The organism is Streptacidiphilus sp. PB12-B1b (assembly GCF_014084125.1).
Classification (GTDB): Bacteria; Actinomycetota; Actinomycetes; order Streptomycetales; family Streptomycetaceae; genus Streptacidiphilus.
In genome coordinates this window covers 3,088,476-3,109,436 of the sequence record NZ_CP048405.1, presented here as the reverse complement: position 1 = coordinate 3,109,436, position 20,961 = coordinate 3,088,476, and the positions used below count along the sequence as shown (strand labels likewise).

Sequence of the window (20,961 nt, the reverse complement as noted above, 5' to 3'; positions counted from 1 at the left end):
TGCTCAACAGCACTCGCGGCCCGCCGAGTACGAACACGCCGTGCCGCACTGGATGGTGCGTACCGCGCCCGACGCGGTCAGCTCCGACTCGGCGTACGCGCCGCTGGTGAACAGCGGGCCCGCCGGGCTGTGGTCGGCGGTGCCGTCGCGCCACGCGGCGACGGTCAGCTCGGCTTCCTCAAGAACGGTGTGCATGGGTGACTCCCCTCTTGGCGGATGGGTGTGCGCCGCCAGTCTCGCGGCTCACCGACGCCGACACCAGACCCCGGCGGCGATGACTTGATACAACGTCAGCAGCGGTGGGAGGCAAGTGAACTGGCGAATTCTCGACCCCGGCGGGCGCGGGCGCGGCGGCGGCCGGGACGACCGTTCGCATACCCTCCGATTTACGGACCTTGCCAGTCTCGTAAATCGTGCTACTGTTTTCGATACTAAGAAGTCTCGTAATCGCAGTGATCGGAAACTCCCCATGACCACACCCGCAGTCGATCCCACGGTGCACAAGCGCCGCTGGATGATCCTGGGCGTCCTGGTGCTGAGCCTGCTGGTCGTCGTCCTCGACTCCAGCATCCTCAACGTCGCCCTCAAGACCATCGCCGACCCGGTGAAGGGCCTCGGCGCGTCCGAGACCGACCTGGAATGGGCGACCAACGCCTACACCCTGGCCTTCGCCGGGCTGCTGTTCACCTGGGGCGTCCTGGGCGACCGGATCGGCCGCAAGAAGCTGCTGCTGCTCGGCATGACGGTGTTCGGCATCGCCTCGCTGGCCTCTGCCTACTCGCAGACGCCGGGCGAGCTGATCGGCGCGCGCATCCTGATGGGCGTCGGCGGCGCGGCGGTCATGCCCACCACGCTGGCCATCATCTCCAACGTGTTCGAGCCCAAGGAGCGGGCCAAGGCCATCGGCATCTGGTCCGGCGCCGTCGGCATCGCCATCGCCATCGGCCCGATCACCGGCGGCGTCCTGCTCCAGCACTTCTGGTGGGGCTCGGTCTTCCTGGTCAACATCCCGATCGTGGTGCTCGCCGTCGCGCTGATGGTCTTCCTCGTCCCGGACTCCAAGAACCCCAGGCCGGGCAAGTTCGACCCGGTCGGCGTGCCGCTGTCCATCGCCGGAATCACCGCCTTCGTCTACGGCATCATCCGGGCCGGCGACATCGGCTGGCTCAAGCCCGAGGCGCTCGGCATCATCGCCCTCGGCGTGCTGCTGCTGGTGCTGTTCGTGCTGTGGGAGCGCCGCACCGACCACCCCGCGCTCAACGTCAAGCTGTTCCGGCACCGGAGCTTCTCCGCCGCCGTGGCCGTCGTCGGCCTGGTCTTCTTCGCCCTGATGGGCATGACCTTCTTCCTCTCGTTCTACATGCAGGCCGTGCGCGGCTTCTCGCCGCTGAAGTGCGGTGTGCTGCTGATCCCGCTGGCGGTGGCCCAGCTGATCTTCTCCTCGCGCAGCGCCGGTCTGGTCAAGCGCCTGGGCCACAAGGCGGTCACCGCCACCGGCATGGCCCTGGTCACGCTCGCCCTGGGCTACTACGCCTTCGTCGGCACCGGCACCCCGATCTGGCGCCTGGAGATCGCCCTGTTCGCCATGGGCATGGGCATGGCCAACGTGATGCCGCCGGCCACCGCCGCGGTGATGGCCTCGGTGCCGCGCGAGAAGGCCGGTGAGGGCTCGGCCATCAACAACACCGTCCGCCAGGTCGGCGGCGCGCTGGGGGTCGCGGTCCTCGGATCGATCCTCACCTCCGCCTACCGCAGCCAGATCACCCCCGTGCTCAACTCCGTGCCGCAGCTGCACTCGAGCCCGGGCACGGTCAAGAACCTCTCCGGCTCGATCACCGCCACCCAGGCGTTCGTGGAGAAGGTCGGCCCCCGCGCCGAGCCGCTGCTCCGGCCCGCGAACGACGCCTTCGTCCACGCCATGCACCTGGCCGTGTACGGCTCGGTCACGGTCGGAGCGCTGGGCGTGCTGATCGCCCTGCTCTGGCTCCCCGGCCGCAACGCCCTGGCCCACGGCGCCCCGGGCGCGGCAGGCGTCCCCGCGCAGACGCGGGCCGACGAGAAGGTGCCCGTTGTCGACTGAGGCACCGGAACCCGGCGGCCGCCCCACCCGGGGGCGGCCGCGCAGTACCGATTCCGAACTCGCCATCCTGCAGGCCGCGCTGGACCTGCTCGCCGAGGGCACCGAGCTGGGCGACATCAGCATCAACGCCATCGCGGCCCGCGCCGGAGCCGGCAAGAACACCGTCTACCGGCGCTGGCCCAACAAGGACGCGCTGCTGGTGGACGCGCTGGCCTCGCTCAACCGGCCGGTCCCCGCCGTCACCGGGGCGAACACCCGGGAGAGGATGATCCTGGTGCTGAGCGCGCTGGTCACCCGGCTCCAGGACGTCCGGGCCACCCAGATCATCAACGGGGTGATGGCCGCCGGGCTGAAGTACCCGCAGCTGCGCGAACGCTACTACGCCGACGTGATCGAGCCGCGCCGGGAGGCGATGCGCCAGGTGGTCCGCGCCGGGATCGCCAGCGGGGAGCTGCGCCCGGACGTCGATCCGGACGCCATCGGCAACATGCTGTCCGGGCCGCTGATCACCCGCTCCATCGAGAGCTCGGTGCCCCAGGGCCCGGCCGAGGAGATCGCCGCCGAGCTGGTCGACGTGATCCTCTTCGGGATCTCCCGTACCCCGCGCTGACCTGCGGCGACGGCGCGGGCCAGGCGCTGCCGCGGGGCGGGCGGGCCGCAGGTCAGGCGTTGCCGCGGGTCAGGCGTCCGGTGACCAGCACCGCGGTGCGCCGGGGCACCAGCCGGACGGCGACGGCGTTGACGGCGTTGCCGAGGCCGCTGACGACGCTGGCGGGGCCGCTCCTGCGGTCGAGCGCGCGCAGCGCGGTGGCGACGACGGCGGCGGGCGTCTGCGTGCGTCCGACCCGCGCGGCCTCCCCGGCGATGTCGAAGAACTCGGTCTCGGTGGCCCCCGGGGAGATGGCCAGCACCCGCACCGGGGTGCGCCGGGTCTCCGCCCACAGGGCCTCGGTGAAGCTGAGCACGTACGCCTTGGTGGCCGCGTAGACGGCCATGTGCGGGACCGGCTGGTAGGCGGCGGAACTCGCCACGTTGACGACCGCCCCGTACCCGCGCCGGAGCATGCCGGGCAGGCAGGCGCGGGTCAGGTCGGTCAGGGTGGTGACGTTGAGCTGGATCTGCCCGGTCAGCCGGTCCGGGTCGGTGTCGGCCAGGTCGCCGTGGCTGGCGACACCGGCGTTGTTGACCAGGACGTCGACGCTCAGGCCGCGCCGCTGGAGCTCGGCGGCGAGCCGGGCACCGGCGCCGGGGGCGGCCAGGTCGGCGGCGACGACATGGGCGTCGTGGCCGTGGCGGGCGCGCAGCTCGTCGGCGAGGGCGTTGAGCCGGTCCTCGCGCCGGGCGACCAGGACCAGGTGGGCGCCGCGCGCGGCGAGCGCGTCGGCGAAGGCGGATCCGATGCCGGAGCTGGCGCCGGTTATCAGGGCGGTACGGCCGGTGAAGTCCATGGGTTCGGCTTTCTCGGGCGAGGGTGGCGGGACGGGGTCGGCGGGCCGCCGGTCAGCGGCTGCCGGGCAGTCCGGCGACGAGCAGGGTCACGCCCTGGCGCAGGCGGCGCAGCGGGACGTCCGGGTCGGCGCCGTGCACCTCCAGCCCGTGGGCCAGGGCCAGCAGCAGCTCGGCGAACTCGGGGGCGTCGGCGTCCGGCAGGTCGGCTTCGACGGCGGCGACCAGCTCCCGGCGCAGGGCGGCGTGGAAGTCCTCCAGCAGGTCGGAGGTCAACTGGACGCCCTCACCCAGGAGTTCCTGCGCGTGCGGGCTCTCCCGCCAGACCCGCAGGGTCAGGTCGACCTTGGCGCCGAGGGCCGCGACCAGCCGTTCGGTCGGCGAGCCGGCACCGGCGAGGGCCGCCCGGAACCTCTCCAGGGTCTCCTGGAGCAGGCGGGCGGCCAGGCGGTGGAAGGCGTCCTCCTTGTTGCGCACGTACTGGTAGACCACCGGCCTGGACAGCCCGACCCGCCGGGCGATGTCCTCCATGGTCGTACGCCGCACCCCGTGGATCCGGAAGCAGTCGTAGGCCGCGTCGAGGATGGCCTCGACCCTCTCGTCTTCCAACATGCAGACAATCATTGCATAGTTTGTCGGAACGTTCGAGAGCCCTCCGCCGCCGCCACCGGCGCTGCCGTCCGGCGGCGCGCTGCGGGCACCACCAGCGGGGCCCCTCCTCCGGATCCTCGATCACCCGGCAGGGCGGGTCGAAGGCCCGCTCGACCAGGTCGGCGGTGACGACGTCGCGCGGCGCGCCCTGCGCCACCACCCGGCCGTCGCGCATGGCGATCAGGTGCGTGGCGTAGCGCGCGGCCTGGTTTGTAGCCGCCGGGCAGGACGTCCGGGAACGGCACCAGCCGCCCGGCCCGGACCGCCGCGAGCTCCGTGAAGCCGCTCTGCGCGAACAGTTGCGGGCCGTCGTTGTGGGGCGTTCCGTCGTAGTCGGAGTAGAAACCGATCACGTCGGCGTCGGCCGGGACGTCGATGTCCTCGTAGGACAGCGAGCGGTCGCCGTTGCCCGGGCTGGCCGCGCGGCCGCGCGCGAAGCGCACCCCCGCGCCCGCCAGGATGCGTCCGGCGTCCGACTGCGGCCCGTAGAGCCAGTACTGACCGGTGTCGAAGCCGCCCTGGAGGATGTCCCAGCGGTAGCGGGCCGGCAGCGCGGCGTACCCGGTACGGATCGCCTGGCTGCGCTTGGCCAGTTGGGCGGCGAGGGCGTCCAGCCGGGCGCCGCCGCCGACCGCGTCCGCGACGGTGCGGGCGGTGTCCTGCCAGTCGTCGCCGGGTGCGATGACGGTCGGGGCGATCGCCGAGAGCTGGCTGGAGACGCTGGTGTTCCAGGCGTAGTCCACCCCGATGACCAGGTCGGGGCGGAGCGCGGCGACCTTCTCCAGGTCGATCTGGCCGCCGGTGCCGACTTTCGCGGCGGCCTGCCACCGCCCCCGGTAGCGCGGCGATATGTACTCCGCGCCCTGGTCGTAGGCGCCGACCACACCCAGGCCGACGTCCAGCACGGTGGCCAGCGCCGACGGCTGGATGGTGACGATCCGCCTCGGCGCCGCCAGGACGGTGACCCTGCCCGTGGCCGTGCCACCAGCCGGTTCGCCGGGGCCGGTCCGGACGCGGGCGCGGCGGCCCGGCTGCCGTGGCCGCTGCCGCAGGCGGTCAGGCCGAGCAGGGCGCTGCCCGCGACGGCCGAGCCGAGCAGGACGCGGCGGGTGGGCCGCAGAACGACGTCGGTGGCGGCGTCGGCGGTGGTGGTGGCGTCGGCGGTCGGCCGGGTGGGCGTGAGGGTGTTCACTGGGCGGCTCCTGCCGGTCCGGTCCGGCTAACCTCACCAGGAGGGGGCAGCGCAAGGGGCAGGGCGCGACCAGCGCGACGGTCCTGGCCGGGGCCGGGCACGACGGAGCCGACCCGGCAGCCAAGTCCTCGGACAGGGAAGGAGGTTGACCCGACGGCTGCTTCTGTCAGCCCGCCGACCGGGCCTCCTCGACAGCGGCGGGGAGGGCGGCCGGGTTCAGGCCCTTCTGCCAACGCTTCTCGACGTTGCCGAAGCGCCAGAAGGCGTAGGCGACGATCCAGGTGACGGCGAAGAGGATGGCGATGGCGAAACCGGCTTCGTTGATGTTGAAGTCGGCCATGAAGTCCCAGAAGCCGCCGGTCAGGTGCAGCTCGCTGGTGAGCACGCCGAGCACCTCGATGGTGCCGATGAGGAAGGCGGCGGCGATGGACAGGCCGGTGATGACCAGGTTGTAGTACACCTTGCGGACCGGCTTGGCGAAGGCCCAGCCGTAGGCGAAGTTCATGAAGCAGCCGTCGAGGGTGTCGAACAGCGTCATGCCGCCGGAGAACAGCAGCGGCAGGGTCAGCACGGCGTAGAAGGGCAGGCCGGAGGTGGCGGCGTAGGCGGTCGCGGCCAGCAGCACCACCTCGGTGGCGGTGTCGAAGCCGATGCCGAAGATCAGGCCGACGAAGAACATCTGGTAGGTGTGGTTGATGGAGCGCATGAAGCGTCCGAAGAAGCGCCACATCAGGCCGCGGGCCTGGAGCCGGCGTTCCAGCTCCTCCTCGTCGAAGGTGCCGCGGCGCATGTCGCGGAAGACCTTGGCGATGCCCGCCAGGACGATCAGGTTCAGCAGCGCGATCAGGTAGAGGAACCCGGCCGACGTGAGCGTGCCGAGCATCCCGCCGAGGGTCTCGTAGGTGGAGTTGGGGTCCACCACCGCGCCGAAGACCGCCTTGGCGGCGATGGTGATGCCCACCCCGACGGTGACCACGATGGTGGAGTGGCCCAGCGCGAAGAAGAAGCCGGTGCCCAGCGGGCGCTTCTTCTCGGCCATCAGCTTGCGCGTGACGTTGTCGATCGCGGATATGTGGTCGGCGTCGAAGGCGTGCCGGGCGCCCAGCGTCCAGGCGGTGAAGGCGACGCCGAGGCCCACGCCCAGCTTCTGGTAGTGGAAGTGGTGCGGCAGCACGGTGAAGATGAAGATTCCCCAGCCGAAGCCGTTCAGAGCCAGGATGACCAGGGTCATGACCCCGAGTCTGGCCCATTCGGACGGGTGCAGCGCGTGCACGATCGATCGGGTCTTGGCGGTCAGGGCTGACACTGGGCATCCTCCTCGGGATGCTCACGGTCGGGCGGGCCTGGACCAGCCGTGGCGGCCTGGGCCGGTCCCGCCCTCCTGCGAGGCGGGGTTCCGTGGACGCAGCCGCAGGCGACCGGACTCGTCCCCCTGGGCACAGGGCTGAGGGGGCTTCACCGTTGCGGGACAGTACCGGGTTCGAACCGGGCTTCGCTGAGGCTGCGCCGCCCCGACGGCGGTCGGGACCTCGTCATCGTAGGGGCTGCCGGACAACGCCTACAAGGCTGCATATCTGGTGAGGTGTTGAGCAGCCCGTGCGCCCGGGCCGGGCCGGACCGTGGCTACGGCCCGGCCCGGCCCCGGGGGCGGTCAGGAGGGCAGGCGGCGCAGCAGGTGGTCGACCAGGCCGTCGGTGAACGCGGGGTCGAGCGGGCCGCCGGTCACCAGCGCCCGGTAGTGGATCGGACCGATCAGCTGGTCGGTCTCGGCCTGGAGGTCGAAGCCGTCGGGGAGTTCGCCGCGCTCCCGGGCGCGTTGCAGCGGCAGGAGGTCGCGCCGGCCCTGCTCGTCCAGGTAGCGCTCGCGCAGCACGGCGGCGAAGGCCGGGTCGTGCTGCGCCTGCCCCAGCAGGGCCTTGAAGACGGCCCCGGCGTCCGACTCGCTGAGGAACACGGCCACCTGACGCAGGTGGTCGCGCAGGTCGCGGCCCAGGTCGCCGTGGTCCGGCGGGGTGAGCGACTCCGCCGCGTCCTCGAGGAAGGCGTCCAGGAGCACCTCGGTCTTGGTCTTCCACCAGCGGTAGATGGTCTGCTTGGCGACGCCCGCGCTCGTGGCGATGCCCTCCATCGTGACGCTGGCGAAGCCCTTCTCGACCAGCAGCCCGTCGGCGGCCTCCAGGACCGCCTCCCGGGCCTGTTCGCTGCGCCCGTGCCGGTTGCCACGGTGCGGGTGCCCCATGTCTCCTCCTTGTCAGCCGCGTCCGCTGCTGCGGTACGCGTCGACTCTACGCACCGGCCTGTCCGCTCAGGGCGCTGCGGTCACCGGTGTCACTGCGGTCGCCGAGGCCGCTGCCGTCACTGCGGTCGCGCAGCGCGAGGTAGCCCGCCGCGGCGGTGCCCGCGCACAGGGCCGCGGCGCTGACGCCGAGCGAGACGTGCACGCCGACGGCGGCGCCGAGCAGGCCCACGGTGAAGCCGCTGCCCGCGCGCAGCCCGTTGGCGGACACGCCGTACAGGCCGACGATGCGGCCGCGGTCGGCGGCCGGGGCGCGCAGCTGCACCACGGTCTGCCCGATGGACATGGACGCCAGGTTGGCCACCCCGCTGACCAGCAGCATCAGCAGCGCCAGCAGGTAGCTGGAGGTGACCGCGAAGACCAGCACGGTCAGGCCGTAGACGGCGGTGCTGGCGACGGCGACCGGCACGTTCGGCCTGATCCGGCCGGTGGCCTCCAGCAGGATCCCGCCGATCACCCCGCCGGCGCCGTTGGCGAACAGCAGCGAGCCGTAGGCCAGCCCGGCGCCGCCCGCGCCGAGGTCGTGGGCGAAGATCGGCATGGACGTCTGCAGCGACGCGCCGACGAAGAACGAGCCCAGTCCGGCCAGGATGATCATGCTGACCAGGGTGCGGTCGGAGCGGACGTCGCGGAAGACCCGCAGCGAGTCCAGCATGCCCACGCGCGCCCGGGCGACCACGCCGTCGCGCAGGTGCCCGGTGAAGCGGGTACGGAACAGGAACAGCGTCAGCGGCAGGTAGAAGGCGATGTTGGCGAAGATCCCGGCGGTGGGGCCGAGCCCCAGCAGCAGCGCGGAGCCGACGACCGGCCCGAACAGGATGCCCAGGCTGCGGAAGGTGGCATTGAGCCGCACCGCGCTGGGGAGGTCCTCCCGGCCGACGAAGTCGTGCAGCATCAGCTGCTCCCCCGGCCCCCACAGGGATCCGGCGCAGCCGTGCAGGACCAGCAGCACGCACGCCTCCCACACCTGGAGCGAGCCGGTCAGGAACAGCACGCCCCAGGCGGCGGAGACGAGCATGAACAGGACCTGGGCGCCCTGGATCAGCCGACGGCAGTCGTAGCGGTCGGCCAGCGAGCCGAAGTACACCGAGAACAGCAGGAACGGCACCCAGTGGCTGACCACTTCGAAGCCGGTCAGCGCCACCGAGTGGAACTTCTGCCACAGCACCCAGTAGGTGATGACGTGTTCGATGTTGTCGGCCATCATCGCCAGGGCGGCGCCGATCAGGTAGGGGCGGCAGTCGCGGTTGCGCAGCGCGGCGAACTTCCGCGAGGCCGCCGGCCCGGGCACCGGCGCCGGGGCCGGTGGCGGGGCCTCGGATTCGAGGATGTGGGTGGGTATACCGCAGGCCGCACACATCAGTGCTCAGCTCCCTGGAGGGCACGGTCGCGCCCCGGTCGACGTCGGAAAAGAAGGTGCGCCGCCCCGGGCGCGGACAGGAGCCCGGGGGTCACCGGGAACATTCTCGGGCCTGCCCGGCTCGCTGCCGCACCGCGGGCGGCTCCATGGCGCCTGAGGTCAGACGCGGCAGCTGATCTCCATCCCGTCCTCGACCGGGAAGGTGGCGTTGACGTAGCCGTTGGCCGGGTCGCGGACATGGGCGAGGTAGGGGGCGGTGCCGGCGAGGGTGATGTCGTCGGCCACCACCAGCGCACCGGGGCTGAGCCGGTCCTCGAGCAGCTTGAGCACCGGCAGGTAGAGGTCCTTCCAGCCGTCCAGCAGCACCAGGCCGACGGGGCCGGGGATCTCCGCCAGGGTGGCCAGGGCGTCGCCGGGCAGGATGGTGGCGGCGCCGCCCACCCCGGCCGCGTCCAGGTTGGCCCGTGCGGCCTGGACCTTGGCGGCGCTGAGCTCGGTGCTGAAGACGTGTCCGGCGCCGTTGTCGGTCACCGCGGCGGCCAGGTAGATCGTGGAGATGCCGAAGGAGGTGCCGAACTCGACCACGGTCTGCGGGCGGCAGGAGCGCGCGAGGGCGTAGAGCAGGTTGCCGCCCTGAGCCGAGATCGGCATGTACACGTCCTGCATGATCTCCGCCCGCTGCTGCGCGGAGGCGGACTCGTACGACACCCCCGCGGGCCACGGGGCGGGGGTGTCGTCGTCGCGGTCGGCCGCGGCGAACAGCCGGTCCAGCACAGCCTGAAGGGAGGGAGAGCTCAAGGAGTTCGTCATAGCCCTAGGCTAGACGCAACGTCTCGTCTCTTTAAGGCCCTGTCCGGTGCGCGGCGGCTACCGGCTGCCGAAGTCGACCCGGGGCGTCGGCCGGAAGTCCTCGGGACGCACCGCCTCGGCGCCGGTCAGCGACTTGGCGAAGGGCAGCGGGCCGCCCAGGCTCTCCGGGTCGGCCTCGACGTCGAACAGCGCGGTGTAGCCGGTGGCCAGGTACAGGCCCTTGGCCTCGGGCTGGCGCGGGCCGGTGGTCAGGTAGACCCGCTGGTACCCGGCCGCCTCGGCGGCCAGCTCCAGCTCCCGCACCACCCGCCGGGCCAGGCCGCGCCGCCGGTGCGCACTGTGCGTCCAGATCCGCTTCAGCTCGGCGGTGCGCGGGTCGTAGCGGCGGTACGCCCCGCCCGCGACCGGCTCGCCCGCCTCCAGCAGCAGGACCAGCAGGCCGCCGTGGGCGGGCTCGAACTCCTCGGCCGGGTAGCGCTCCAGCTCGCGGCCGGCGTCGGCCAGCGCGGGGTAGCGGGTGCTGTACTCGTACTCCAGCTCCCGCAGCAGCGGCTGGACCAGCGGATCCGACAGCACCGCCGGGCGCACCTCGAGCCCGTGCTCCCCGGGCCGGGGCGCGGTGGCGGCCCCGGTGCGGGAACGGGTCTGCGGGCTGCCGTCGGTGGCGGCGGTGCCGAGGGACTCGACGGGCATGACGGGCCTTTCCGGTGAAGGGGTTGCAGGCAGCGAGAAGTGATGGATCGTCAGAGCAGCGGGCGGACGCATTCGGCGAAGGTGTACGCCTCCTCCAGGTGCGGGTAGCCGGAGAGGACGAACTCGTCGACGCCAGCGGCACGATACTCGGCGATCCGCTCGGCGACCTCGTCGTGGCTGCCCACCAGCGCCGTCCCCGCACCGCCGCGGACCAGGCCGATCCCGGCCCAGAGGTTGGGCGCGACCAGCAGCCGGTCGCGGGAGCCTCCGTGCAGCGCCAGCATCCGGCGCTGGCCCTCGGAGTCCAGCGCCCGCAGCCGCCGCTGGCCGTCCGCGATCGCCCGGTCGTCCAGTCCGGTGATCAGCGCGTCGGCGTCCGCCCAGGCCCGGGCCGCGGTGTCACGGCTGAGCACGTGGATGCGCAGCCCGAACCGCGGCGTCCGGCCGGCGGCCTCGGCCCGCTCGCGCACCCGGGCGATCTTCTCGGCGACCAGCGGCACCGGCTCGCCCCAGGTCAGGTAGGTGTCGGCGTGCCGGGCGGCCACGGCCAGGGCCGGTTCGGAGGAGCCGCCGACGTACACCGCCGGGGCGGGCTCCGGCGGGCGGCGCAGCTACGCGCCCTGCAGCCGGTAGTACGCGCCCTCGTGGTCGAAGGGCGCGCCGCTCCAGGAGGCCCGGACCACGTCCAGGAACTCCCCGGCCCTGGCGTAGCGCTCGTCGTGGCCGAGCCGGTCGCCGTAGCCGCGCTGCTCGGCGTCGCTGCCGCCCACCACCACATTGAGCAGCAGCCGCCCCTGCGAGAGGCGCTGGAAGGTGGCCGCGGTCTGGACGGCGAGGGCGGGCTCGACCAGGCCGGGCCGGAAGGCGACCAGGAACTTCAGCCGCCTGGTCCGGGCGATCAGCGCGGCGGTGACGATCCAGGCGTCCTCGCAGTGCGCCCCGGTGGGCGTCAGCACGCCCTCGTAGCCGAGCTGGTCGGCGGCCTCGGCCAGCTGCGTGAGGTAGCCCAGATCGGCGGGGCGCTCCCCCGTGCCCCGCCGTGCGGCCGCGCCGCCCGCGCCGCCGACGGTTCCGTCCCCGCTGCCGTCCCCGCTGCCGTCCGCGCCGGTTCCGGCCGCGCCGATGCCCAGGCCGTGCACGGAACCGCCCAGCCGTCGGCCGTCCCCACCGGTCGGCAGGAACCAGTGGAAGGCCGTCGGCGGGCGGGCGCCGCTGCGGGGGTGCTCGTCTCCGGCCACTGCTCCGGCGTCTGCCACGGTGCTGTCGTCCTCTCGGGTCGGGATCGGTGGTCGGGGATCGGCGGGAACGGAGACGGCGGTCAAGGCCGGGGCGGCGTCGCGGCCGGGTGTCAGGTGTTGCTCAGCGGCAGGCCGGGCGGGTTGACCAGCGAGCTGGCGACGGCCTCGTTGCTGAGGTTCCAGGCGGCCAGCCACTTGGCGTAGTCGCCGTTCTTGATCAGGTAGTTGATGGCGTCGGCGGCCGGCTGCGCCAGCCCGTCGCCCTTCTTGGTGGTGGCGCAGATCAGCCCCTGCAGGGTGGCCCCGGCCCCGGAGTACTTGCCCGCGCTGCGGGTCGGGTTCGGCGTGCTCGCGGTGAGCCTGACGTGGTAGGCGACGCTGGGGTTGGGGGCGAAGTAGGCGTCGATCTTGCCCGAATCCAGGGCCAGATAGGTGGAGTTGGCGTCGGGGTAGTACTTGATGGTCAGCGTCTTGCCCTGGCTCTTGAGCGTGGCCTGCCAGGCTTCCAGGATCTTCTCCTGGTTGGTGCCCGCAGACACGGCCACGGTCTTCCCGGCGAGGCTTTCGGCGGTGCCGTCGAACTGCCAGCTGCTGCTCTTGAGGACCTCGAAGCCGACGTTGTCCTGCCGGTAGCAGGCGAAGTCGTACTTGGTCTTGCGCTGCTCGGTGTCGGTGATGTTGGAGAAGCCCAGCTGGTTCTTCCCGCTGTCGATGCCGACGAACAGGTTGTCCCAGGTCGAATTGTTCAACACCGGCTTGAGCCCGAACACCGCCGCGACCAGGCGGCCGAGGTCGGGCTCGGAGCCGGTGAGGGTCGACTGGTCGGAGCCGACGAAGCCCAGCGGCGGCGAGCCGGCGGGCAGCATGCCGACGCCGATGGCCAGCGTTCCGCCGCTGACCACGGAGGCGGGCAGCTCGGCTCGGATCGAGGCCACCTCGGGGACGGTGAGCGCCACCGGCGTCGCCGCACCGTTGGACAGGGCGCCGACGTCGACGGTGGTGCTGCCGGCGGGCGCGGCGGCACCCTTGCCGGCGGCGGCGGTGCTGGCGGTGGAGCTGCTCGCGCAGCCGGTCAGGCCCCCGGCGAGGGTGAGCAGAGCCAATCCGGCGGGGAGGATACGGACGCGTCTGAAGGCGGCGCGGGACATGGTTCTCCTGGGGTTGCTGGTTCGGGTGTGGCGGACAGGTCGGGTATGGCGGGCAGGAAAGCGGGTTCGGGGGAAGAGGGTTCAGAGCACCTTGCTCAGGAACTCCCGGGTGCGCGGGTGCTGCGGGTTGTCCAGCACCTCGGCCGGGGCTCCCTGCTCGACGATCCGGCCGCCGTCGAGGAAGACGACCAGGTCGGCGACCTCGCGGGCGAAGCCGATCTCATGGGTGACCACGATCAGCGTGGTTCCGCCGCGCGCCAGGTCCTTGATGGCGGACAGCACCTCGCCGACCAGTTCCGGGTCGAGCGCGGAGGTCGGCTCGTCGAAGAGGATCACGCCCGGCCGCTGGGCCAGCGCCCGGGCGATGGCCACCCGCTGCTGCTGGCCGCCGGAGAGCTGGCGCGGATAGGCGTCGGCCTTGTCGGCGAGCCCGACCCGGTCGAGCAGCTCCAGCGCGAAGGCGCGGGCCTCCTCCCTGGTGGCGCGGCCGGTCGCCACCGGCGCGGCGGTGACGTTCTCCAGCGCGGTCAGGTGCGGGAAGAGGTTGAAGCCCTGGAAGACGAAGCCGATCCCACGCCGCTGCGCCAGGATGGCCCGCTCGCTCAGCTCCTTGAGCCGCTCCCCGTGCCGGCGCACCCCGATCAGTTCGCCGTTGACGCTGACATGGCCGACGTCGAGCTTCTCCAGGTGGTTGACCGCGCGCAGCAGCGTGGACTTGCCCGAGCCGGACGGCCCGAGAATCACCGCGACCTGGCCCGGCTGGACGGTGAGGTCGACCCCGTCCAGCACGCGGTGCGCCCCGTACCACTTGTGCGCGCCGCGGACCTCCACGGCGGCGGCCTCGGCCGGGGCGAGAGTGGGAGTGCTCATCCGTTCACCGTTCCGAGTTCGGCGCGCTCGCGCAGTCGGCGGACGCCGGCGCGCAGCTTCTGCAGGGGGGTCGGCGGGATCGTCCGCAGCGCGCCACGGGAGTAGTAGCGCTCCACGTAGAACTGCACCACCGACACCACGCTGGTCAGGATCACGTACCAGACGGTGGCCACCATCAGCAGCGGCACCACGTCGCCCGGATAGGTGCTGCCCATGTTCTGCACCTCGCCGAAGAGGTCCAGCAGTGAGACGTAGAAGACCAGCGAGGTGCCCTTGACCAGCCCGATCAGCTGGTTCACATAGGCCGGGACGATGGCTCGCAGGGCCTGCGGCAGCACGATCCGGCGGAACTGGTAGCCCTTGGGCAGCCCGAGCGCGGCGGCGGCCTCGTGCTGGCCCTGGTCGACCGAGAGGATGCCGGAGCGCACCACCTCGGCCGCGTAGGCCGCCTCGCTGAGGCTCAACCCCAGCGTGGCGATGACCAGCTCGGTCGCCAGCGAGGACTCGCCGAAGTGCACGAAGCCGGGGCCGAACGGCACGCCGAGGCTGAGCGTCTTGTACAGCGCGCTGAAGTTGTACAGGATCAGCAGCACCACGATCAGCGGCACCGAGCGGAACAGCCAGATGTACACCCAGCTGACCGCCCGCAGCACCGGGCTGCGGGACTGCCGGGCCAGCGCCAGCAGGACGCCGCCGGCCAGGCCGAACACCGCGCTCAGTGCGGTGACTTGAAGCGTCACGCCCAGGCCGCGCAGGATCACCGGGCGCAGGAACCAGTAGTCGAACCGGCCCCACTGGTAGAAGGGGTTGCTCACCAGCCCGTGCGCGAACTGGGCGGCGAGCACCAGCACCACCAGCGAGGCGATCCAGCGCCCCGGGTGGCGCAGCGGCACGACCCGTTGCGCGGTCGCCGGTTGCTGCACCGGCGCCGGGCGGGGCGCGGCGGCGGCCGGTCTCTGCGCGGTCGAGACCGCGGGTACGGGGTCGGACATGTCGGGCTCCCCCGGTCAGAAGGTGGTGGGCGGGTTGACGACGGACGTGGTGACCCCGCTGCCGGTGACGCCCCACTTGGCCAGGATCCGGGCGTAGTCGCCGCTTGCGATCAGCTTGTTGACGGCGTCGCTCAGCGCCTTGGCGACCGGTGACCCCTTGGCGGTGACGAAGCCGACCGGCGTGGTGCTGATCTGGCCGAGGTACTTGGGCCCCGCCAGGTGCAGCGCCTCGTACTTGAGGCTCAGCGTCGGGCCGAAGTAGATGTCCTCCTTGCCGTTGGCCAGCCCGAGGAAGATCGGCGCGGTGTCGGAGAAGTACTGCACCTTGTAGGGGCTCTTGCCGGCGGCGGCGCACTTGGCGGCGCCGTCGGTGAGGATCTGCTGGAAGGTGGAGCCGGGGCTGGTGGCCACGTTGTAGCCGCAGAGGTCGGTGAGGCCGGTCACCGAGTCGGTCGGAATGCTCTTGGCGCCCAGGAAGGACTGGCCGTCGTCCAGGTAGGTGGCGAAGTCGACGATCTTCTCCCGGGCCTTGGTGGCACCGAAGTTGTCCTGACCGACGTCGTACTTCCCGTTCTGCACACCGGGGATGACGGTGGGAAAGGTGCCGTACTGCACGTCCCAGCCGATGCCGAGCACCTTGGCGACCGCGTCCCTCAGGTCGACGTCCAGGCCGACGGTCTTCCCGGTGGCGTCCTGGCCCGCGTGCGGCAGATTGGAGGTGCCCACGGCCTGGGTGGTGCCCAGGATGAGGGTGCCTCGGCTGCGCACCGCCGCGGGCAGCTCGGCCCGCAGGGCGGGGTCGGCCTGGATGCCGGAGACCACGTCCTCGGCGGGGATCGCCGTGGACGCCGCCGCGGGCGCGGCGGAGGCCGGGCCGGACACCGCCGGGGCTGCCGCGGCCGTGGTGGCGCTGCCGGAGCCGGAACCGCAGGCGGCGAGCAGGGCGAGGACGGCAGCGGCGGCGGTCGCGGTCAGAGCCGTACGCGAGACGTGGCGGGCAGGGCGTCCGTCGGTCGTCACGGGAGTTCCTTTCGGGGCTTTCGAGGGTGCGTGGCAGGTAGGTGACGGTTCGTCACAGGGCAAGCGGGTGGCCCGGAAGGGCGCTGCCGCCGGTGAAGGGAGGGGGGTCAGAGGACCGCGGACAGGAAGGCGCGGGCCCGCTCGTGGCGCGGCTCGGTCAGGACCTCCCCGGGGGCGCCGGATTCGATGATCCGGCCGCCGTCCAGGAAGACCACGGTGTCGGCGACCTCGCGGGCGAAGCCGATCTCATGGGTGACCACGATCATGGTCATCCCGCTGTCGGCGAGGTCCTTGATCACTGCGAGGACCTCCCCGACCAGTTCGGGGTCGAGGGCGCTGGTGGGCTCGTCGAACAGCAGCAGCTCCGGCTCCATCGCCAGGGCCCGGGCGATGGCCACCCGCTGCTGCTGGCCGCCGGACAGCTGTCGGGGGTAAGCGCCTTCGCGCCCGGCCAGGCCGACCCGGTCCAACAGCTCGCGGGCCCGGGCCGCCGCCTGCTTCCGCGGCACGCCGTGCACGGCGACCGGGGCCTCGACGAGGTTGTCCAGCACGGTCAGGTGCGGGAAGAGGTGGAACTGCTGGAACACCATGCCCACCCGGGCCCGCTGCCGGGTGATCGCCCGGTGGCCCAACTCGTGCAGCCTGCCGCCCTGGTAGCGGTAGCCGATGATCTCGCCGCCGACCTCGACGAAGCCCGCGTCGGGCCTCTCCAGGTGGTTGACGCTGCGCAGCAGGGTGGACTTGCCGGAGCCGGAGGGCCCGAGCAGGACGGCGACCTCGCCCCGGCGTACGTCCAGGTCCACCCCGTCCAGCACCGCGGTGGCGCCGAAGCTCTTGCGCAGGCCCCTGATCCGCACCAGCGGTTCGGCGGTGGCGCTCATGAGAGGCCCACCAGCGGCACATTGGCCCGGACGACCGCCCAGAACCCCTTGCGCGCGGTGCGGTTGCTGCCCCGGGCGTAGTACCGCTCGACGAAGAACTGCCCGATCGACAGCAGCGTGGTGAGGATGATGTACCAGAGCGTCGCCACCAGCAGCAGCGGGACGATCAAAAAGTTCTGATTGTAGATCAACTGCGCTGAGTAGAGCAGGTCCTGGACCGCGATGACGCTGACGATGGAGGTGGCCTTGAGCATTCCGATCAGCAGGTTGCCGGTGGCCGGGACGATGGCCGGCATCGCCTGCGGGAGCACGATCCGGCGGAAGATCCGGGCGTTGCCGAGGCCCAGTGCCTGGGCCGCCTCGGTCTGGCCGTGCTCCACCGACAGGATGCCGCCCCGGATGATCTCCGAGGAGAAGGCCGCGACGTCCAGGCTGAGCCCGACGAAGGCGGCCAGGATCCCGCTGAACAGGTGCGCCGTCCGGGCCGTGGCGAACTCCGGGCCGAAGGGGATGCCCAGCGACAACTGCGGGTACAGCGAGGCCAGTTCGTACCAGAAGAGCAGCTGGACCAGCAGCGGGACGGAGCGTACCAGCCAGACGAAGCCGAAGCTGAGCGAGCGCAGGACCGGGTTCCGGGAGAGCCGCATGGCGGCGACGCCCACCCCGAGCAGGTAGCCGGTGGCCATCACCGCCGCGGTGAGCCAGAGCGTCAGCTCCAGCCCGTGCAGGATCGAGGCGTTGAGGAAGTAGTCCCCCACGGTGCCCCACTGGAACCGGCTGTTGGTCAGCACCGTGTGCACGAACATGGCGAACAGGACCAGCAGGACCAGGGCGGAGGCCCACTGGCCGGGGCGGCGCAGCGGTACCGGCTTCGCGTCGAGCAGCTGATCGAGGTCGGGACGGCCGCCGGTCCCGGCCTGCGGGGCCGCCGGCGGCGGTGGTTCGGGCACGGCGGACGGCCGCGCGGAGGTTTCAGAACTGCTCATGAGGGTGTGCTTTCCGTCCCAGGGAAGTGCAGCACCACGCCATGGTGGGGACATGGCGGCGTGGCGGCGTGCGGGGGTGAGCGGGCGGGTCCGGGCAGGGCCGACGGCGTGCAACGCCGTACGGCGCGGGCGGTCAACAGACCGCGGACGTCCCCGGACACAGCGCGCTGCTCACCCGCAGCAGGTCGACATGGCGCCGGGCGACCCTGAGCCGGCCGAAGCCGTACGGGCGCGGCGTGCCGCCGTCGCCGGTGGTGCGTACCTGCATGCGGATCACCTCGCCCTCCTCAGGCCCCCGTGGGGCTCGCGCTTACAGGACGGCTGCGTCCTGTCGGGTCGTCACCTGGAGCACCCCGCCGCGTGGGAGGGTTGCCGATCAGCAAGCCAGGGCTTGACACTGATGCTCATAACCAGGGCACAAGTTATCCGCTCCACCGGCTTTCGGCAATGCCCGTCCACGGTTCGGACCCCGCCGCCCACGGCCCACCTGGGGGGATTGTGTTCGGGGCGCCTGCGGAGTTACGTTGGGGAGAGGTAACGAGCGTCAGCGGCAAGCCCTGGCTGGCTGACCAGCAACCCTCCTGCGCGGCGGGGTGCTCCAGGTGACGACCCGGCGGAGCCGAACCGGTGTCCGCAAGCGCGAGATCGAGCAGGAGGGGACCGCCGTGCGTCGAGCCATCGGTACCTACTCGCGTCGTCACATCGATCTGCAGCGCATCTCCAGCGCCCTCTGTACGGCGGCCTGAGCCCCGGCTCCGTCCGGCTCACCCGGCAGCCGCCGCACACCGCTGCGCCGCGTGCCGCCCCCGCCGGCCCCCTCCCCCTCGCCGAACCCTCCCCCGCCGACGCTGCCCCGGGCCACCGCCCGGCGCAGGTTCCGTCCGGCATGCCCGCAGCCCCGGTGGCACCCCCCTCCGCCCGAGCAGGAAGCGACCTCCCATGCCCCAACCGCACCGCACCGCACCACCGTTGCCGCCGCCGGGCGCAGCCGCCGTGACCGGCATCCACGGGATACCGGGGGCAGCGGCATGAAGTTCATCGCCATCACCCTGATCGTGCACGCGCCCGACCCGGTCACCGGCGTCCAGCCGTCCACCCAGGAGCGCTTCCGGCAGGTGGTCGACAGCGCGCTGCTCGCCGAGCAGCTGGGCTTCGACGGGTTCGGCGTCGGCGAGCGGCACGAGCGCCCGTTCATCTCCTCCTCCCCCACCGTCGTCCTCAGCCATGTCGCCGCGCTCACCCGGCGGATCAGGCTGTTCACCGCGGTCACCACGCTGAGCCTGCTGGACCCGGTCCGCGCCTACGAGGACTACGCCACCCTGGACCACCTCTCCGGCGGCCGGCTGGAGCTGATCATCGGCAAGGGCAACGGCACCGCCCAGCGCGAACTGTTCCAGGTCACCCCCGAGGACCAGTGGGACCGCAACGCCGAGTCGTACCAGCTGTTCCGGGAGATCTGGCGCAACGACAAGGTCACCGCCTCGCCGAAGTTCCGTCCGGCGCTGCTGGACGCGGAGGTCTGGCCCCGGCCGTACCAGCGGCCGGTCCGGGTCTGGCACGGCAGCGCCACCAGTCGCGAGTCGGTGGACCTGGCCGCCCGCTACGGCGATCCGCTGTTCTCCGCCAACGTGACCAACACGATCGAGCCCTACGCCGCCCTCGTCCGCTACTACCGCGAGCGCTGGGAGCACTACGGGCACGACCCGGCGCAGGCCGCGGTGGGCGCGGGCACGGCCGGCTTCTACGCCGCGCCGACCTCGCAGCAGGCCCTCGCCGACTACCGGCCGGTCTTCGAGGGCTACCTGGGCTTCCACCGGCGGCAGGGCCTGGAGCCGGTGTTCGCCACCCTGGAGGACTTCGTCGAACGCAGCTCCGCCCTGATCGGCAGCCCGGAGCAGATCATCGACAAGGTGCACCGCTACCACGAGCAGTTCGGCCACAGCGTGCTGCACCTGCACGCCGAGCCGGGCGGGCTGACCACCGCGCAGCACCGCGACTCGCTGGAGCTGTTCCAGTCCGCCGTCGCCCCGGTGCTGCGCCGCGACATCCCCGACCCGCCGTGGCCCTGGGCCCCGGTCGACCCCGCCGACACCGACACCGCCCGCTCCGACACCGACACCGCCCGCTCCGACACCGACACCGACGCCGCCTCCGCCTCCGCCCATCCGGAGGCCCCGCAGGAGGCCGGACCCCGACCGGCGTCCGCCCGCACCACCGCCGTCCGCACGCCGTGAAACCGCACCGAAGGAGCACCCCGTGAGCGTCGTCGTCCTCGTCGGCAACCCCAGGCCGCAGTCCCGCACCCGGGAGGCGGCCGAGCTGGTCGCCGGGAGACTGACGGACCGTCAACCCGACCGCACCGTGGAGCTGGCCGACCTCGGGCCGGCCCTGTTCGACCCGCAGGACCCGCGGGTGGCCGAGGCCGCCGCCGAGGTCCAGGGCGCGAGCCTGCTGGTGGTCGCCAGCCCCACCTACAAGGCGTCCTACACCGGGCTGCTGAAGCTGTTCCTGGACGGCCTCGGCTCCGGCTCGCTGGCCGGGGTGACCGCCGTGCCGCTGCTGCTGGGCGCGCACTGGCGGCACTCGCTGGCGGCCGAGCTGCAGCTCAAGCCCGTGCTGGTGGAGCTGGGCGCCACCGTTCCGACCCGGGGCCTGTTCCTGCTGGACGCGGACTACACCGCCTCCGAGGAGCTGGAGAAGTGGCTGACAGCGGCACGGCCGCAGGTGGCGGCGAGCCTGGGCGCCGAACCGGTCCGGGTGGTCTCATGAGCGTCGACCAGGCCCTGCACCCGGAGCAGCTGCGGCGCGTCTTCGGCGCCTTCCCGACCGGGGTGACCGCGGTCGCCGCGCTGGTCGACGGCAGACCGGTCGGCATCGCCGCCAGCTCCTTCACCTCGGTGTCGCTCGATCCGCCGCTGGTCTCGGTCTGCGTCGCGCACACCTCGTCCACCTGGCCGGTGCTGCGCGGCCGCGGACGGCTGGGCGTCAGCGTCCTCGGCGCGCACCAGGAGCGGGCCTGCCGACAGCTGGCCGGGCGCGGCCCGGACCGGTTCGCGTCGCTGGACTGGCGCGCCACCGCCGACGGCGCGGTCCTGCTGGAGGACGCCGGCGCGTGGCTGGACTGCAGCGTCGAGCAGGTGATCCGGGCGGGCGACCACGACATCGTGCTGCTGCGGGTGCACGAGCTGGACGCCGATCCGGCCGTCCCGCCGCTGGTCTTCCACGCCAGCGGCTTCCGCCGGCTCTCCGCCTGAGGGCGTCCGGGGCCTCCGGGGGCGCCCCGGGAAATGTGTTTGCC

At 72.4% G+C, this 20,961-nt stretch carries 21 protein-coding genes, 3 pseudogenes and 2 riboswitches; of the genes and pseudogenes, 6 read left to right on the top strand and 18 right to left on the bottom strand.

Translation table 11 applies throughout. The features are described from left to right. Positions 1–3: 3 nt before the first annotated feature. Entirely contained in the window at positions 4–195 is a 192-nt protein-coding gene (locus GXW83_RS14070; RefSeq protein ID WP_182443406.1) for a DUF6229 family protein, read from the bottom strand. A gap of 274 nt (positions 196–469) precedes the next feature. On the opposite strand from GXW83_RS14070, the gene GXW83_RS14065 reads away from it, so the two are divergent. Both GXW83_RS14065 and GXW83_RS14060 read left to right on the top strand, forming a co-directional pair. Then, on the top strand, positions 470–2,080 hold the full coding sequence (locus tag GXW83_RS14065) for an MFS transporter (protein ID WP_182443405.1): 1,611 nt from the start codon (positions 470–472) through the stop codon (positions 2,078–2,080). Then, entirely contained in the window at positions 2,070–2,690 is a 621-nt protein-coding gene (locus tag GXW83_RS14060; RefSeq protein WP_182443404.1) for a TetR/AcrR family transcriptional regulator, read from the top strand. The genes GXW83_RS14065 and GXW83_RS14060 overlap by 11 nt, the downstream gene beginning before the upstream one ends. 52 nt (positions 2,691–2,742) lie before the next feature. On the opposite strand, the gene GXW83_RS14055 is transcribed toward GXW83_RS14060, so the two are convergent. From GXW83_RS14055 to GXW83_RS34845, 17 genes and pseudogenes are all read right to left on the bottom strand, one after another. After that, positions 2,743–3,528 (bottom strand): SDR family oxidoreductase, encoded by a 786-nt coding sequence (locus GXW83_RS14055; RefSeq protein WP_182443403.1) that lies wholly within the window; start codon positions 3,526–3,528, stop codon positions 2,743–2,745. 52 nt (positions 3,529–3,580) lie between these two features. After that, positions 3,581–4,138, bottom strand: a complete 558-nt coding sequence (locus GXW83_RS33985; protein ID WP_225447482.1) for a TetR/AcrR family transcriptional regulator — start codon at positions 4,136–4,138, stop codon at positions 3,581–3,583. An 8-nt stretch (positions 4,139–4,146) separates the two neighbouring features. Further along, positions 4,147–4,388: pseudogene (locus tag GXW83_RS14045) on the bottom strand (hypothetical protein); the annotation flags it as partial. A gap of 43 nt (positions 4,389–4,431) precedes the next feature. Further along, a pseudogene (locus tag GXW83_RS14040) lies at positions 4,432–5,406 on the bottom strand (ABC transporter substrate-binding protein); the annotation flags it as partial. Positions 5,407–5,535: 129 nt separating this feature from the next. After that, positions 5,536–6,675: a HoxN/HupN/NixA family nickel/cobalt transporter gene (locus GXW83_RS14035; protein ID WP_225446970.1), complete on the bottom strand. Its 1,140-nt coding sequence runs from the start codon at positions 6,673–6,675 to the stop codon at positions 5,536–5,538. Positions 6,676–7,020: 345 nt separating this feature from the next. Continuing rightward, positions 7,021–7,608, bottom strand: a complete 588-nt coding sequence (locus GXW83_RS14030) for a TetR/AcrR family transcriptional regulator (protein WP_182443402.1) — start codon at positions 7,606–7,608, stop codon at positions 7,021–7,023. A gap of 46 nt (positions 7,609–7,654) precedes the next feature. Then, positions 7,655–8,956, bottom strand: coding sequence for an MFS transporter (locus GXW83_RS14025; protein WP_225446969.1), 1,302 nt, complete (start codon positions 8,954–8,956; stop codon positions 7,655–7,657). 228 nt (positions 8,957–9,184) lie between these two features. Then, a complete protein-coding gene (locus tag GXW83_RS14020; protein WP_182443400.1) occupies positions 9,185–9,835 on the bottom strand; it encodes an O-methyltransferase in 651 nt (216 codons plus the stop codon). A 57-nt stretch (positions 9,836–9,892) separates the two neighbouring features. Further along, positions 9,893–10,528, bottom strand: a complete 636-nt coding sequence (locus GXW83_RS14015) for a GNAT family N-acetyltransferase (RefSeq protein WP_182443399.1) — start codon at positions 10,526–10,528, stop codon at positions 9,893–9,895. Positions 10,529–10,578: 50 nt separating this feature from the next. Beyond that, positions 10,579–11,766 (bottom strand): annotated as a pseudogene (locus GXW83_RS14010) (LLM class flavin-dependent oxidoreductase). Between the two features lie 110 nt (positions 11,767–11,876). Continuing rightward, a complete protein-coding gene (locus tag GXW83_RS14005; protein ID WP_182443398.1) occupies positions 11,877–12,914 on the bottom strand; it encodes a transporter substrate-binding domain-containing protein in 1,038 nt (345 codons plus the stop codon). A gap of 81 nt (positions 12,915–12,995) precedes the next feature. Next, complete coding sequence (locus GXW83_RS14000; protein ID WP_182443397.1) at positions 12,996–13,784, bottom strand: amino acid ABC transporter ATP-binding protein; 789 nt, start codon at positions 13,782–13,784, stop codon at positions 12,996–12,998. Then, complete coding sequence (locus GXW83_RS13995) at positions 13,781–14,776, bottom strand: amino acid ABC transporter permease (RefSeq protein WP_182443396.1); 996 nt, start codon at positions 14,774–14,776, stop codon at positions 13,781–13,783. Before GXW83_RS13995 ends, GXW83_RS14000 begins: the two co-directional genes overlap by 4 nt. A gap of 15 nt (positions 14,777–14,791) precedes the next feature. Beyond that, positions 14,792–15,796, bottom strand: coding sequence for a transporter substrate-binding domain-containing protein (locus tag GXW83_RS13990; RefSeq protein ID WP_225446968.1), 1,005 nt, complete (start codon positions 15,794–15,796; stop codon positions 14,792–14,794). A 107-nt stretch (positions 15,797–15,903) separates the two neighbouring features. Further along, on the bottom strand, positions 15,904–16,677 hold the full coding sequence (locus GXW83_RS13985) for an amino acid ABC transporter ATP-binding protein (protein WP_182443395.1): 774 nt from the start codon (positions 16,675–16,677) through the stop codon (positions 15,904–15,906). Further along, positions 16,674–17,663, bottom strand: a complete 990-nt coding sequence (locus GXW83_RS13980) for an amino acid ABC transporter permease (protein WP_182443394.1) — start codon at positions 17,661–17,663, stop codon at positions 16,674–16,676. The genes GXW83_RS13985 and GXW83_RS13980 overlap by 4 nt, the downstream gene beginning before the upstream one ends. Positions 17,664–17,796: 133 nt before the next feature. Next, positions 17,797–17,931 carry a putative leader peptide gene (locus tag GXW83_RS34845; RefSeq protein ID WP_255431294.1) on the bottom strand — a complete coding sequence of 45 codons (135 nt, stop codon included), beginning with the start codon at positions 17,929–17,931 and terminating at the stop codon, positions 17,797–17,799. 33 nt (positions 17,932–17,964) lie between these two features. Beyond that, positions 17,965–18,075: riboswitch (SAM riboswitch) on the bottom strand. A gap of 121 nt (positions 18,076–18,196) precedes the next feature. Next, positions 18,197–18,309, top strand: a riboswitch (SAM riboswitch). Between GXW83_RS34845 and GXW83_RS35320 the strand changes: the two genes are divergently transcribed. The 4 genes from GXW83_RS35320 (at position 18,266) to GXW83_RS13965 (ending at position 20,917) form a co-directional block, all read left to right on the top strand. Beyond that, entirely contained in the window at positions 18,266–18,409 is a 144-nt protein-coding gene (locus GXW83_RS35320) for a putative leader peptide (RefSeq protein WP_370466668.1), read from the top strand. It overlaps the preceding riboswitch by 44 nt. Before the next feature lie 282 nt (positions 18,410–18,691). Next, complete coding sequence (locus GXW83_RS13975; RefSeq protein ID WP_182443393.1) at positions 18,692–19,897, top strand: LLM class flavin-dependent oxidoreductase; 1,206 nt, start codon at positions 18,692–18,694, stop codon at positions 19,895–19,897. Positions 19,898–19,919: 22 nt separating this feature from the next. Further along, positions 19,920–20,432, top strand: coding sequence for an NADPH-dependent FMN reductase (locus tag GXW83_RS13970; RefSeq protein ID WP_182443392.1), 513 nt, complete (start codon positions 19,920–19,922; stop codon positions 20,430–20,432). After that, positions 20,429–20,917: a flavin reductase family protein gene (locus GXW83_RS13965; RefSeq protein WP_182443391.1), complete on the top strand. Its 489-nt coding sequence runs from the start codon at positions 20,429–20,431 to the stop codon at positions 20,915–20,917. The genes GXW83_RS13970 and GXW83_RS13965 overlap by 4 nt, the downstream gene beginning before the upstream one ends. Positions 20,918–20,961: the final 44 nt, after the last annotated feature.

Bases quoted from the DNA above. Each gene is read 5' to 3' on its own strand.
- GXW83_RS14030 (WP_182443402.1), bottom strand. From the start codon at position 7,608: ATGGGGCACCCGCACCGTGGCAACCGGCACGGGCGCAGCGAACAGGCC.
- GXW83_RS34845 (WP_255431294.1), bottom strand. From the start codon at position 17,931: ATGCAGGTACGCACCACCGGCGACGGCGGCACGCCGCGCCCGTACGGC.
- GXW83_RS33985 (WP_225447482.1), bottom strand. From the start codon at position 4,138: ATGTTGGAAGACGAGAGGGTCGAGGCCATCCTCGACGCGGCCTACGAC.
- GXW83_RS13965 (WP_182443391.1), top strand. From the start codon at position 20,429: ATGAGCGTCGACCAGGCCCTGCACCCGGAGCAGCTGCGGCGCGTCTTC.
- GXW83_RS14015 (WP_182443399.1), bottom strand. From the start codon at position 10,528: ATGCCCGTCGAGTCCCTCGGCACCGCCGCCACCGACGGCAGCCCGCAG.
- GXW83_RS13980 (WP_182443394.1), bottom strand. From the start codon at position 17,663: ATGAGCAGTTCTGAAACCTCCGCGCGGCCGTCCGCCGTGCCCGAACCA.
- GXW83_RS14055 (WP_182443403.1), bottom strand. From the start codon at position 3,528: ATGGACTTCACCGGCCGTACCGCCCTGATAACCGGCGCCAGCTCCGGC.
- GXW83_RS14000 (WP_182443397.1), bottom strand. From the start codon at position 13,784: ATGAGCACTCCCACTCTCGCCCCGGCCGAGGCCGCCGCCGTGGAGGTC.
- GXW83_RS14065 (WP_182443405.1), top strand. From the start codon at position 470: ATGACCACACCCGCAGTCGATCCCACGGTGCACAAGCGCCGCTGGATG.
- GXW83_RS14020 (WP_182443400.1), bottom strand. From the start codon at position 9,835: ATGACGAACTCCTTGAGCTCTCCCTCCCTTCAGGCTGTGCTGGACCGG.
- GXW83_RS13995 (WP_182443396.1), bottom strand. From the start codon at position 14,776: ATGTCCGACCCCGTACCCGCGGTCTCGACCGCGCAGAGACCGGCCGCC.
- GXW83_RS13985 (WP_182443395.1), bottom strand. From the start codon at position 16,677: ATGAGCGCCACCGCCGAACCGCTGGTGCGGATCAGGGGCCTGCGCAAG.
- GXW83_RS14070 (WP_182443406.1), bottom strand. From the start codon at position 195: ATGCACACCGTTCTTGAGGAAGCCGAGCTGACCGTCGCCGCGTGGCGC.
- GXW83_RS13975 (WP_182443393.1), top strand. From the start codon at position 18,692: ATGAAGTTCATCGCCATCACCCTGATCGTGCACGCGCCCGACCCGGTC.
- GXW83_RS14005 (WP_182443398.1), bottom strand. From the start codon at position 12,914: ATGTCCCGCGCCGCCTTCAGACGCGTCCGTATCCTCCCCGCCGGATTG.